The organism is Paraherbaspirillum soli, from assembly GCF_042654985.1.
GTDB lineage: Bacteria > Pseudomonadota > Gammaproteobacteria > Burkholderiales > Burkholderiaceae_D > Paraherbaspirillum > Paraherbaspirillum soli.
The window spans coordinates 1-14,285 of the sequence record NZ_JBHSMT010000029.1 but is presented as its reverse complement, the minus strand read 5'-3'; the positions used below and the strand labels follow the sequence as shown (position 1 = coordinate 14,285).

Genomic DNA, 14,285 nt, shown 5'->3' with positions numbered 1-14,285 from the left:
ACTCACCATGCCTAACTCGATCAAATGCCTATTCGCGCTATGCGGCATCGCCTTGCTGGCTGCTCACACTCACGCGCAAAACGCGCCGGCAGCCGCCAACCTCAAACCCGGCGTCATCGCCAAAGTCAACGCAGTCGAACTCACCGAAGCCCAGCTGCAGCGCGCGGTGCAGCTATCGGGTTTGCCGGACAGCCCGACCCTGCGCGCAGCGCTGAAAGATCAAATGGTCTCGCGCGAACTGTTCCGCCAGCAGGCAGAAAAAACCCACCGCTACGAGCAGCGCCCGGAAGTCAAACAAGCGATGCAGGAAGCCAAGGACCTCGCCATCACCCAGCTCTATCTGCGCGACGCCATCAAACCGGCGCCGGTCACCGACGCCCAGATCAAGGCCCGCTTCGACGGCATCATCGCCAGCCTCGGCGCGCAGGAATACAAAGCGCGCCTGATCCAGGTCGCCGACGATGCCGCCGCCAGCGCCGCGCTGGCGCAACTCAAGGCCGGCGCCGACTTCGGCCAACTGGCGCAAAGCATCAGCCTGGCCGCCAACAAAGTGCGCGGCGGCGAACTCGACTGGATCAGCTTCAAACTGCCGGCACAAGAAGGCCAAACCCAAAGCCTGCCGCTGCCGATCGCCCAAGCCATCGCGCAACTGCCGGCAGGCGGCATCAGCGCCGCCCCGGTCAGCTGGAACAACAGCAGCTACATCGTCAAGTTAGAACAAGTACGGCCGACCCAGGTACCGCAATACGACGCCGTCAAAGCCACGCTGCGCCAGATGCTGGAAGCGCAAGCGCTCGAAAAAGCCACGATAGAACTGGTCAGCGGTCTGGTCCAGGCAGCGAAGATCCAGCAATAAGCGTGCAAGAAATACCAAGAAGTAGGTCGGAAAAGCGTAGCGCTTTCCGACGGCGAGAATCGCACCAGCCGGTCAAGCCCTTGGCTTTTTTCGGCGGTGCACCGGATGTCGGAAGGCGCTTGCGCTTTTCCAACCTACGCGGACCACGGAGCGCAAGCGGTGATGCCGGAGATTTTTCTGGCGATGCGACCAACGCGTCACCCGCACCAGCAACAAGAAGTAGGTCGGAAAAGCGCAGCGCCTTCCGACGGCGAGAATCGCACTAGCCGGTCAAGCCCTTGGCTTTTTTTGGCGGTGCACCGGATGTCGGAAGGCGCTTCGCTTTTCCGACCTACGCGCCATAAAACGCTGCACCGTAAATTGTAAAAAACAAAAATCAGGACCCACATGCAAAACGCTCTTAGCCAACTCGTACACCGTCTAGCCCAATCCCGGCAAGCCACCGCCTGGCAGCGCAGCGGACTGACGCCGTCGGAACTGGCACAGAGCGCAAGCACCCCCGACCCACTCACCATCGCCACCGGCCCGCAACAACGGGCAGGCTGGCAACGCATCATCGCCGCCGTCGTCGCCTTCACGCTATGGGCCGGACCGCTGCAAGTAAGCTGGCAGAACGCAGTGCAATCGGCCGCCCAACTCGGCATCAGCCGCGAACTGCAACAGGCGCGCAATGCCGCCATCGACTGGCAATTCTTCACCGGCCAACTCAAACAGGCACTGCAACAAGCCCGGCACGACGGCGACTGGCAGCCGCTGCAAGCGACGCTGGAACGGCAACTGCCCGGCATCGGCAAACTCATATTGGCCAAGGCCGCCGCCAGCCTGCCGACGATCCACCTCGGCCCGGCTTCGGCACTTGCAGCACCGATCACCGACCCCACCGCGCCGATCCGATTCCAGCCGCAGGTCACGCAAACCACCGGCGCCGGCGGCGGCATCCCGGTGGTCAATATCACCGCGCCCAACGCCAACGGTATCTCGCTCAACCAATACCGCCAGTTCAACGTCGACGCCATCGGCCTGATCCTCAACAACAGCACGACCGGCGGCGGCAGCCTGTTGGGCGGCAACGTCGGCGCCAACAACGCACTGGGCGGCCGCAGCGCCAACCAGATCATCAACCAGGTTACAAGCCAAGGCAGGGCCAGCCAGATCAACGGCAGCATCGAAGTGTTCGGCAACAAGGCCGACGTCATCATCGCCAACCCCAACGGCGTCACCTGCACCGGCTGCGGCTTCATCAACACTCCGCACATCACGCTGACTACTGGCACCCCGCAATTTTTAAGCGCAGCAGGCGGCAGCGCCAGCAGCTTCGACGCCGCCAGCGCGGTGGCCTACCAAGTCCAGGGCGGCCATATCCAGATTGAAGGCTTGCCCGGCGCCGGCGGCATCCCGGGGGCCGGGATCGAAGGCACGGTCGGCGCCATCGACCTGATCGCCGGCAGCATAGGCATCAACGCGCCGCTGTATGCCGGACAAAAAATCACTCTGATCAGCGGTCAACAGCAAGTCGCGCAAGCAGCAGCAGGGCAAGGACGGATCGGTAGCGATTACAGCACCAGCGGTATCCAGAACAACGGCGCAGGCACCCTGCAAATCGACGCCACCGCCTTCGGCGCGATGACCGCCGGTCAAATCAAAATCATCGGCAGCAGCGCCGGACTCGGCGTGCGCACCGACGGCAACCTGGCCGCCAGCACCGGCGCATTGACGATAGACGCCAACGGCGAACTGACCGTCGGCGCCACCTACGCCCGCCAAAACGTCACCCTGAATGCGGCCGGCAACCTGGCTGCCAACGGCGACGGCCTGGGCGAGCAGGGCTACCGCATCAACGCCGGCGGCGACGTCAAACTGGCCGGCACCCTGCAATCAGGCCAAGACCTGATCGTCAACGCCGGCGGCAGCATCAACGGCAACGGTGGCGCCGTCGCGCAAAATCAGCTGGAGATGAACGCCGGCGGCTCGCTCGATATCGGCGGCAAGCTCCAGTCCGGCAACAGCATTGCGCTGCAAGCAGCAGGCAACGACGGCCGCGGCGACATCCACCTGGGCGGCAACGTCTCCGCCCCCAACCTGATCCAGTTGCAGCCGGCACGCGACATCACCATCGACGGCAACGTCACCAGCGGTACCGCGCTGACCCTGGCCGCGCAACGCAACCTGAGCATCCGCGGCCAAGTCGGCAGCGTCGGCGACCTGGCGCTTGCCGGCATCAACGGCAGCGTCACCACCACCGGCGCAGTCGTCACGCTGGGCAAACTGGATGTCAACGCCGTCAATGATGTCAGCCTGGGCGGCAACGTCAACGCCGCGCAAGCGACCACCCTCAAAAGCCAGAGCGGCAGCGTCAGCGTCAACGGCGCACTGAGCACGCAACAGCAACTGGCAATCAACGCCGCCAACCAGATCAGCATCGCCGGCAGCAGCACCAGCGGCGGCGATACAAGCCTGCATGCCGCTAGCGGCGACATAGCTGTCAATGGCGACTTGATCAGCCACGGCCAAGCCGCGCTCGACGCCGGGCGCGACATCGCCGGCAGCGGCAACCTGAGCGTCGCCGGCGACGCAGCCTTGAGCGCTCAGCGCGACACCGCGATTGCCGGCGGCATCCAGACCGGCGGCAAGCTAGCCATCACGGCGGCACGCAATCTCGGCATCGCCCAAACCACCACCGTCGGCGCCACCACGCTGGCTGCTGCCAGCGGCAATCTCAACATCAACGGCAGCGTCGCCAGCGGCGGCCAACTCAACGCCACAGCCGGCACCGACCTCAGCGTCGCCGGCAGCGCCAAAAGCCTGCAAGACATTGCGCTGACCGCAAAAGGCGGCAAACTGAGCGTCCAAGGCGACGTCGCCACCAACGGCAAGCTCGCCCTGCAAGCCGCGCAAACGCTGCAAACCGCAGGCAAGCTCAACGCCGCCTCCGACGCCACCCTCAGCGCGCAAAACCTGACCGTTGGCGGCAGCACCAACGTCGGCGGCAACCTGATCGCGCAGGCGCAACAAAACCTCAACGCCAGCAACGGCAACTTGACCGTGGCCGGCAACGCCAGCCTGACCAGCAACAGCGGCGATGTGCAATTGGGCAGCAGCGTCGTCGGTGGCAAGCTGAACGCGCAAGCCGCCAACAACCTGAGCGCCGCCGCCGCCACCGTGATGGGCGCGACCACCTTGAGCGCGACCAACGGCCAGCTCAACCTCAACGGTGCGCTGATCAGCGGCGGCCCGCTGAACGCCAGCGCCGGCACCGACCTCAGCGTGACCGGCAGCGCCAAGAGTCTGCAAGACATCGCGCTGATCGCAAAAGGCGGCAAGCTGAGCGTCCAAGGCGACGTCGCCACCAACGGCAAGATGAATGCCCAGGCCGCACAAGCGCTGCAACTGGCCGGCAACCTCAACAGCAGCGGCGACAGCACCTTGAGCGCGCAAACCATCACCACCGGCGGCGCGCTGCAGGTCGGCGGCAACCTCAACGCACAAGCGCAACAAAACCTCGACACCAGCGCCGGCAAGCTGACCGTGGTCGGCAACGCCACGCTCGCCAGCAGCGGCAATCTGCAACTAGGCAGCAGCGAAGTCGGCGGCAACCTGAACGCAAGCGCAGCCAACAACCTGAGCGCCGGGCAAATCACAACGCTAGGCAACACCACGCTGAACGCGACCAACGGCAGCCTGAACCTGAACAGCGCACTGCTCAGCGGCGCGCAACTGACGGCGACCGCCGGCACTGACCTGAACGTCGTCGGTAACGCGCAAAGCCTGCAAGACATGACGCTGTCCGCCAAGAACGGCAGCCTGCGCGCACCCGGCGCGCTCGCCACCAACGGCAAGCTCAACCTGCAAGCCGGCCAAGCGCTGCAATTGGCAGGGCAGCTCAACGCCGCCGCCGACACCACGCTCACCGCACAAACCATCGCCCTCAGCGGCGCAACCCACGTCGGCGGCAACCTGAACGCCCAAGCGCAACAAAGCTTGGACGCGAGCAGCGGCACCCTGAGCGTGGTCGGCAATACACTGCTCGCCAGCAGCAACGGCGATGTCCAACTCGGCAACAGCACCATAGGCGGCAACCTCAACGCCACCGCGCACAACAACCTCAGCACCAGCACCGCTGGCCGCATCAAAGGCGACGCCAGCCTCAGCGCCGGCAACACATTGAGTAACAGCGGCAACTGGGTCGCCGGCGGCAACCTGAACGCCAACGCCGCACAGATGCAGAATCAAAGCGCCGCGCAACTGCTGTCGTTCGGCACGCTCGCCGTCAACGCCGACACGCTCAACAACGCCGGCACCCTGTACGGCAGCAACGCCAACATCACCGCACGCAACAGCCTCAACAACAGCAACGGCAGCCTGCTCGCGACCAACACGCTGAGCGTCAGCACCGCCGCGCTGACCGCCAATCAAAACGGTGTGCTGTACGCCGGCGACAGCGGCGCCCGTGCAGCAGGCGCGGCCCCAAGCGGCAACCTGATCCTGAACGTCAGCGGTGGCAACGGCAGCCTCAACAACGCCGGCGGCCAGATCCTGGCGGGCAACGACCTGACCTTCAACCTGCCGAACCAAGTGTTCGACCCCAGCGCCGTCAATAACGGCAGCTTCAAACTCAATGGCAAATTGAGCGTCAACGCCCAGGGCCTCAACGTCGGCGGCGTCTGGGACGTATCCGGCAACGCGCTGGCGCTCAACATCAGCGGCGACTTCACCAATACCGGCACGATCCGCAAGAGCGGCGACATCAGCCTGACTACCGGCGGCAATTTCAACAACAGCGGTTCGGTCATCGCCGGCAACGACTTGACGCTGACCGCCGCCAATATCAGCAACCAAGCCGGCGGCGTACTGCACGCCGAGCGCGACACGCATCTCAACGGCAACGTCGTCAACGCCGGCACCGTCGAAGCGATGCGCGACGTGATCGCGACCGGCGGCAATTACGACAACCGCGGCGCGACCACCCAGGCCAATCGCGATATCGCGTTCCAATTAGGCGGCACCTTGAGCAACAGCGCCGGCGTGATCGGCGCAACGCGCGACATCAACGTCGCGGCGGCGATGGTCAACAACGACCGGTCGGCGCCGGTCGATCTGCAAAATAGCGTGACCACGGTGCGCAATGACGGCCTGCTCAGTCAGGCAGTGGTCGGCACCAAACAGATCCTGACGCATGGCGCCTGCAACTTCGATGGCTGCGCGCCCGACTATTACGTCAGCAGCAGCGCCACTTTGGCCGACCTCGGCCCGAGCCTGAACGCCGGCAACATCAACATCGTCAACGGCTTCCAAAGCATCCCCGACAACACCGCTGTCGGCGCGCATTTGGGCGCGGTCTGGCATTTCGTCGGCCCCAACTATGTGTCGCCGACGCCGATGGGCGGCGGACCGGCAGTGCCACCGCCAACCATCGCCTTGCCCAGCGTGCAGCGCACCGAGCAGAGCCAGCAGCAGGGCAAACAGGGATTGATTACCGCCGGCGGCCAGGTCGCGATCATGGCGGCCAACCTGTCCAATCGCGGCAGCACCATCGCTGGCAATGACTTGACGCTGAATTTGCAAGCGCTGGACAACGGCCGTTCCGACACCGTCATCGCGTCGCGGGTCACCGAGATCGTCAATCAGACCGAGCTGAACAATTTCATACTCGGCCTGAACGGCCTCGGCAAGAGCGTCATCGGCGCGGTGACCGGCGGCCCGAAAGACTGCCCGAACAGCAACTGCCCCGACTGGATCCCGCCGAACTGGTTCGATCCCGCCGCCGCTGCGACTGCGCCGTCCACCGTCAGCCAAACCAATACACTCGGCGCGCGCGGCCAGTTGATTGCCACGCACGATGTCAAGCTGAGCGGCAGCGGCAACCTGGTCAATGCGGGCGACATCACAGCCGGCAACAACATCGGCATCACCGTGCCCGGTAGCTTCACCAACCTCGGCACCTACGAGTCGAGCTTCACGACCACAGCCGGCTGCATGCCAGGCACCCAATGTAACTATTCCAACTTTTTTAACATTGTCGGCGGTGGCGGCTATGTGGAACCCAACGCCCACGTCGACAGCTTCGCGTTCAACCAGAGCGCCAACACGGTCGCCGCCGGCGGCAAGCTGACGATCAACGCCGGCAGCATCAACAACAACTACGGTACGCTTGCCGCGCGCAGCGACCTCAACCTGACCGCCGGCAGTCTGGCCAACTTGGCCGGCGCGCTGCAATCGACCGCAGGCGACGTCAACATCGCCGCCGCCAGCGTCGTCAACCAAGTGGCGACGCCGGTCAAGACCCACGAAAGCTACGGCCGCAACAATCCGAGTTTTGCCGGCGGCTGCAATGGTGGCGGCGACTATAAAGAAAGCCACTGCGCAGCCGACAGCGACCGCGCCGCCAGCGCCGCCGCCGTCATCAGCGGCGCACGCGACGTGATCATCAAAGGCAGCACCTTGACCAATACCGGCGGCCTGATCACGGCCGGCCGCAACACCAGCGTCAACGCGACCGGCGGCGTCAGCAACACCAGCCTCGCGCTCAATACCAACTGGTACGGCCACTGGGTCGAACAAACCGCCGAGGGCCATAGCGACATCAGGCACGACACCAACGGCTCGGTGGTGATCGGCAACCAGGCCGCCGGCATCCAGGCCGGCAACCAACTCAGCGTGGTGTCCGGCGGCAGCGTCATCAACAGCGGCAACCTGCTCGGCAACAGCGTCGACCTGAGCGGCACGGCGCTGGTCAACGGCATCACCAACCCGCAACAACCGACGCCGCCGGCAGCCCTGGCGCAGCAAGTGATCCCGCTCGGCCCAGTCGGCACACCGCCGCTGCAACCGACCGTCGCGCAGCCGCAAGCGCCAACCGCGCCAAGCACGGTCGGTCAGCACCTCGCACCGGTCGATGTCACCGCTACGGTGGTCCAAACCGGCAGCGCACCAACGGTCGCGGCGACGGTCAGCCGCCCCAGCATAGATAGCCAGCACGAGATCAAACCGGGCCAAGTGAGTCCGCCGCCAGCGGTCAACACCGACAAAGGACAATGGCACTTCACCGCCGCGATCCCGGACGGCCAAACGGCGACACCGGCACCAACTAGCCAGCAAGGTGCGCAATACGTGGTCACGACGCCCGGCGGCAACGTCCTGGGCGGCCTCAGCCCCAACGTGTTGCTAGCCAATCTGCCGCCGGCCTTGCAGCCGCACAGCGCTAATTTCTATTACGACCCCGTGACAGAAAACCAGCGCCTGCAGCAAGCAGCCTTGGCCCAAACCGGCCAAGCCAGCTTCATCAACGGCCTGGCCTGGGATGACAAGAATCACCTGAGCATCGACGACCAGCAAAAGGCGATCTTGTACGGCAATGCGGTTGATTACGCGAAGAACCATCAGCTGCAACTGGGCCAGGCATTGAGCCAGCAACAGATCAACGCGCTGACGCGGCCGATGCTGTGGTACGTAGAACAATCGGTGCCGGACCCGCATTGCAGCCTAAGCAGCACCGCATGCCCGAACATCACCGCGCTGATGCCGCAGGTCTATCTGCCGCAAGGCTATGCGGCGACGACGCCGGGCGGATTCATTAGCGGCAATGACGTCAAGCTCGACTTCAGTGACAGCATCCACAACACCGGCGTGGTGCAAGCGAACACGCTGACGGTCAACACCGGCACGCTGACCAATGAACAGCGCAGCGTCGATATCGGCAGATCGGCCTATGCGGTGCAGGGCGGCTGGATGGAGTACACCGGCACCCAATTGCAACCGGGCGGCTTCATGTCGGCGGTCAATTTGAACTTGCAAGCGAACCGGATCAATTCGATTGGGGACGCGCTGCATATCGTCAATGCGGATGGCAGCGAGAACACGGCAGCGACGCAGGCGGCATTGGCGGATTTGAAGAACCGGCTGGGCGGCGACTTCACGCGGACGGCGGCTGAGGATCATATCCACAGTCACTTCATCAAGGACACCAGTGGTTTGGGTGCGATTGGGACCGTGATTGCGATTGTGGCGGCGGTCGCGATCTCGATCCTGACCATGGGCGCAGGGCTGGCGATTGTCGGTGCGGTCACGGGGATGACCACCATCGCCGCCGGCAGCGTGGCAGCGATTGTTGCCGCCAGCATCCAGGCGGCGATTGTCGGCACCCTCAGCAGCATGGTGACGCAAGTGGTGACGACCGGTCGTCTCGATGTCGGCCAGGCGCTGGAGTCCGGCGCGGTTTCCGGTCTGACTGCAGGTGTCACCTATGGCGTGATGGGTGGCGCACCGGGCACAGAGGCCGCCGGTGGCAGTACGGCGGGTGCGGCAAGCAGCGCGGGCGACAGTGCTCGCACCGTCGTCCCGGCTACCAATGGTATGCAGCAAGTCAGCCAGGGTAGTTGGGATACCTTCATGGCCAATCCCGGCACCTATGCGGCTAACACCGCGATCCGCAGTGGCATCAGTGCGGCGATCAATACCGCTGCCTATGGCGGCAGCTTCGGCGCGGCGTTTAGGAACGGCATGGTCAGCGATGCGGCGGCGGTGGCGGCCAATGGAATCGGCGAGAAGTTCGATATCACGGCCAAGGGCGCCGATGCGTCAACCAACGCTGCCAATATCGCCAGTCACGCTGTACTAGGTTGTGCCGCCGCCACTCTGGGCGGCAAAGATTGCGTATCAGGAGCGATTGGCGGGGCAACTTCGGCTGCCATCGCGCCCGTCATCGGTAGTGCGCTTGGCATTCAAACCAATGCTGATCGGGCTGATCGCTTTAACGCTGCAACGGTGACGGCGTTGGCGACGCTCGCCGGTGGCTCGCTTGCGGTGGCCTTGGGACGGGATGGGGCGGTGGCAGCGGATGCTGCGGCCAATGAGGCAACTAATAACTACCTGAGTCAAAAGCGTGTAGGGGGCAAGTCTTCGGAACAGGAGCAATTTGACGCTGCCAATAAAAACTGCGGGCCTGATCATCTAGGAGATTGCAAGACGGCGCGGGCATTGGGGCAACTCTCTGATACACGGGATGCAAATCTAAACTTCGCCTGTGCTGACAGAGCATCCAAGATGTGCGGTGACGTTGTCAGGATGGTTCAAGCGACTGGGAACTCCGTCATTTTTGGCAGCAACGGCCAGGTTTACACCTACCCGACTGGTTCCCCTACCTTGCAGGCTTTGCCTGATGTACGACAAGGCACGTTCCAATGGGATCAAGGGGATAACCTGTTGGGTGCAGTGGGGTACACGCTACTAGATTCTGCGGCTGGCGCGATTGGAAGAGGTGCTATTGCAGGTGCCAAGGCTATCATTGGTGTTGGTGAAAGGTTGTTCGGAGGAGCGACCAAGGCGGGAACGGAAGTCAGTATCGCAGGGCCGGTAAGCAGCATCAATAACGCTGAATTGTTGGGCCCTGATGGCTCGGTGCTGTTACGGCAAAATCCGGTGACAAAAGCTTATGAGCCTGTTGTGCCGGGTCTTTCTGGGTCTGGAGTGAGAGGAAGTACCAACTTAGGTAGTGCTGCCGATAATATCTATTCTGGTATGCGGCCAATGGAAGAAGTATTTCCAGAATTAAAAGGAGTCAACCCCCATTACGTAGAAAATGCTGGTGCCGGGGTGAATACAAACTGTGTGTCCTGTGTAAATGCGACGCAGCAACGACTAACTGGACTGAACCCAGCTGCGGTAGCAGATCCTTCCAAAGGGTATGGAAAATTCAATGATTTGCTTCCATCCGCACCGTTTGGATTTGAAAGGGAAGCAATGAATTCAGCCGCAGTTGAAGCGGAGATGCTACAGCGAGGAAGTGGCGCTGTAAGCCCTGTCGTTATTCAACAACCAGGCGGCGTTATGCATGTCGTTAACGTAGTCAATAGAAATGGACAGGTGTATTTCGTGGATCCTCAGATGGGTAGTATTGTGACCATAAGGCAAAATGTTCCGCTGTTTCTTGGGAGACCATAATGGTGAATATTATTCACACAACAATTACATTTGAACAGGCAAAAAGGCTTGCAGAGGAGTCTGCATCCTTTTTCTTGAGCGACTTCTTGAAAGACGCTGCCACACCACTGCTGCAAGAGCATTATTTGGAAGCTGAACATTGCTGGATGTTCTTCAGGAATAAGGATATTGCCATTCCACCAGACCGTCCATTTTGTGATGGAGCATATGCTATTAGCAAAAAAGGAAATGGAAGTTATATCGCTGATTTATCCGACAATCCTGAAAAACTCCAAGCTTATTTGCAAACGATGTCCAATTATTTTAAACAACGCGGCGAATGAATCTACGAGGAAAGAGGTGTCTCGTTATACATATCTTTTTAGTCATTAAAAATAAAAGACTTACATTGCCAATGCACATCATCCGTGGGAAGTGAAAACAGTCTGATCAGGTCGATTTCACCATGTAGGAAGCCACATTTGTACAAAATTTTCGCAAATGTGACGTGGTGAACCATGGTTTTGGCTGGCCTGTGGGGCTTGTGTATAACGCGGTGGATCCTAATGGGAGAATCAAATGATTCGAATTTCTTGTCGCAATACTACGCTTTCAGAGCTAAGTAATCTTTATTCTGTTGAGAGTTACGAGCAACTGGTACATCCGCTTGATTATGAATTTGATCTCATTCGGGATGCTATTTACGTAGTACTTGGCGTATTAGTCAGGCATGGGACCTCATGGCTGTATGTAGCTGCGTTAAATGGAAATCAAGAAATACAGATAGTTCCAGCTGCATTGTTCTCATTCACCTGGAGTCAAGTGCCTACTGATTGGACTATTCGGATCACGAATGACCGACCTACCAGTCTTGAACTATTGCCGTTTGCTTTGGCACAGATTGACCGTTGGTATGAGCATTATGTAGATGGTGATGAAACAGTTATCAGCTTGGTACAAAAAGAATTTAAAGGTATCAACTAGAGCGCAATGGGCGTTGGGCTGCAAAGTAAAACGATAGCTGTAGCGAATAAGAATCCAGATTGTGCCAAGAAGAACTCATTGTTTCGGAACTGCTGTTCCATTCGGTGGAAAATAACATTTGTGAATCCAGATGAATATGAATTGTTGATATTTTTAATGAAAGAAGCAAAAAATATTCTCTTTCCGTGCCCTTGCTGCGAGCAGCTAACCTTGTCAGAAATTGGTGCGTATGAAATATGTTCCGTTTGTTTCTGGGAGGACGACCCTGTACAGTCATCTGACCCGACATATGCGGGCGGCGCAAACCAGTACAGTCTGGTCCAAGCGCGTGAAGGTTGGATCTGTAAGCATTAGCGATTAATAATGTGAGCAACCCATAGAAGCAATTGAAAATAGAGCTGCTGAGTTGAATGGCGTCTTAATGAATCAAAAATTTCTAACTTTGAAGAATTTCTTCGGCGCATATCTGAATCAAGATTTCGATTTAGAGTTTGGTGCAGCCGACGATGCTATTAACGCCTTTATCCATCAAGCTGACGAGAATGAAAGGTTACTTGCCGCGAGTGAGATAGAGCAGTTAATTGCAACCACTTTAGATGAAGAACAGTTAAGAACTTTTATTTTCAATGAACTTGGCTGCTGCTACTTTTATCCCTCCGAATGGGATGGCGGAATTGCCTGGCTAAAGCATATACGCTCGTTGTTGTTGAAGTAACGCGCCAGAGGGAATAACGGCGTTCTCAGGAGCACTCAAATGATTGGCATGGCACGTAATCCACATGAGCAGATCAAAGCAGAATTGTTGAATTCAACGACTTCTCTCTTTTCAGGAAGTACAAGCGGACTGTTGTTAAGTGCTCTAAAAAGCACCTTTCCTCTGCTGTCGTTTGCTCTGATCGTGAATTGGATTCCAGAGCAGGTGGAAGATATCTATTGGGTGCTGATTGACTCTGAGCGTATTGCTATCTTGGACGTGCCGCGTTTGAGTGGTGTAGATAAAGCAGATGTACCGGTAGAGGTTTTAACTGTGCATACCTTGCAGAAGCGTCGCTTATCCGTTGAGACGCGGCGGAAACTTGAGGTGGCTCTTGAGCTTATGCTCGAGCAGCGAAATTAATTGGTCACGATACTCTTGACCTGCGGCTGACGCGATCAAATAGCGGCAATAAATAGACAGACAGGAATATCAAAATGGCGGTTGCTTTGAATGATTTTATTGATGCGCTAGGGATGTCGGAAGGGACAAGTCAGTTCAATCAATTTGTTGAGAAGATTGAAGAAACTCCAATAATCGAAACAGGCCCTCTTGGCTATACACGCTATTACTCTTTTTATAAAGAGGGGATTTTATTTTCAATTGAAGATGATCGATTAATACAAATTAGTTGTTATATAGAGGCACACGAGAATTTCACTATTTATAAACAAGCATTGTGTGACGGAGTAACACGAGATTCGAATGAGGTAAGTGTGATTAAGTTGTTAGGGACTCCGGATAAAACCGGTGGGGATAAGCTTGATGGGTTGATTGGATATATTCCACGATGGATAAAATTTGAAAAAGATCGATTTGCAATTCATTTTGAGTTTAGTCAAAGTGGAAAATTGCGAAAAATGTCATTGATATTGATTTGATCTTACTGCAACGAATGAGCTGATTCGAAACACTAAGCCCAGCCTCGCACTGGGCTTTATGTGGGCATGGGATCAAGTCAAGTTCCCGTCACACATCCAAAGTCACAGGGCGTAAATTAAATGAAACGCATATTACTTAGCGCGATGGAGCAAATCGAAGGGAAATATTGGTACAAAAATTCTGTGTTTTCAGGTATCGGATTTTCTATTGATTTTGATGGCGCCGTATCTGCTTCTGAACTAGCAGATGGCCGTATAGTTCATCCTTATTATTCGGTTTGCGTGCCAGATAATAATGAATATATTATTGGATAATCCTCTTTTGGGTGAAAATATTTTGGAATTTCAAGGGCAAGAGCTAGCAAAATCTGTAAAGAAAAGCAATTATCAGATACGCGTTTTTTACAGGGATGTCGAGGTTCGATGACTACTGATTGCGGCACCGAGATGGGGTTGCACAGTAGGTTTTCAGAGGTCGCCGACAGTTGCGCGGAAAGCTCAACCCACAACCCAGCCTCACGCTGGGTTTTTTCATATCTAACGGGGCCAAATCGGTTTCCTGAGATCCATCCAAAAATAGCAGGACGCTAATAATTGCCATCGCGCCCGATAGCGTCTATAGTCGCTTCCGTCCCTGAGAATACAAATCAGGGGTGAGGTTTCGTAGCCTGATGTCAATGCGTACAAACCGCGCCATGCGGTCATGTACGTCCACTGTCGTGCCTTCTATGGCGGCGGTGGCGGGGAGCCTTCGGGCTGCCGGCATTTCTCCATTGACACCGGTCTACGAACCCAGCCATCTGCCGCCGTGTGTCAAGAACGCAAAAGCCGAAGTATCGGCCGCTGCGATGCTTTATTGAAGATGAGGGTCGGCCCCTCGTGATCGGCGTGCAGG

General features: G+C 58.2%; 9 protein-coding genes. All 9 read left to right on the top strand.

What is annotated here, in order from left to right; genetic code table 11:
* Positions 1-7: 7 nt before the first annotated feature.
* The gene (locus ACFPM8_RS17660) at positions 8-856 is read left to right on the top strand and encodes a peptidyl-prolyl cis-trans isomerase (protein WP_378999419.1); all 849 of its coding nucleotides are present in this window, start codon (positions 8-10) and stop codon (positions 854-856) included.
* 387 nt (positions 857-1,243) lie between these two features.
* Positions 1,244-10,792 (top strand): two-partner secretion domain-containing protein, encoded by a 9,549-nt coding sequence (locus ACFPM8_RS17655; RefSeq protein ID WP_378999417.1) that lies wholly within the window; start codon positions 1,244-1,246, stop codon positions 10,790-10,792.
* Positions 10,792-11,115 (top strand): hypothetical protein, encoded by a 324-nt coding sequence (locus tag ACFPM8_RS17650; RefSeq protein WP_378999416.1) that lies wholly within the window; start codon positions 10,792-10,794, stop codon positions 11,113-11,115. Before ACFPM8_RS17655 ends, ACFPM8_RS17650 begins: the two co-directional genes overlap by 1 nt.
* 235 nt (positions 11,116-11,350) lie before the next feature.
* A complete protein-coding gene (locus ACFPM8_RS17645) occupies positions 11,351-11,755 on the top strand; it encodes a hypothetical protein (RefSeq protein WP_378999414.1) in 405 nt (134 codons plus the stop codon).
* Positions 11,756-11,761: 6 nt separating this feature from the next.
* Positions 11,762-12,109: a CPCC family cysteine-rich protein gene (locus tag ACFPM8_RS17640; protein ID WP_378999412.1), complete on the top strand. Its 348-nt coding sequence runs from the start codon at positions 11,762-11,764 to the stop codon at positions 12,107-12,109.
* A gap of 67 nt (positions 12,110-12,176) precedes the next feature.
* A complete protein-coding gene (locus ACFPM8_RS17635; RefSeq protein WP_378999410.1) occupies positions 12,177-12,470 on the top strand; it encodes a contact-dependent growth inhibition system immunity protein in 294 nt (97 codons plus the stop codon).
* Positions 12,471-12,509: 39 nt separating this feature from the next.
* On the top strand, positions 12,510-12,872 hold the full coding sequence (locus tag ACFPM8_RS17630; protein WP_378999409.1) for a hypothetical protein: 363 nt from the start codon (positions 12,510-12,512) through the stop codon (positions 12,870-12,872).
* Between the two features lie 74 nt (positions 12,873-12,946).
* Positions 12,947-13,390, top strand: coding sequence for a hypothetical protein (locus tag ACFPM8_RS17625; RefSeq protein WP_378999407.1), 444 nt, complete (start codon positions 12,947-12,949; stop codon positions 13,388-13,390).
* 120 nt (positions 13,391-13,510) lie between these two features.
* Complete coding sequence (locus ACFPM8_RS17620; RefSeq protein ID WP_378999405.1) at positions 13,511-13,705, top strand: hypothetical protein; 195 nt, start codon at positions 13,511-13,513, stop codon at positions 13,703-13,705.
* Positions 13,706-14,285 lie beyond the last annotated feature (580 nt).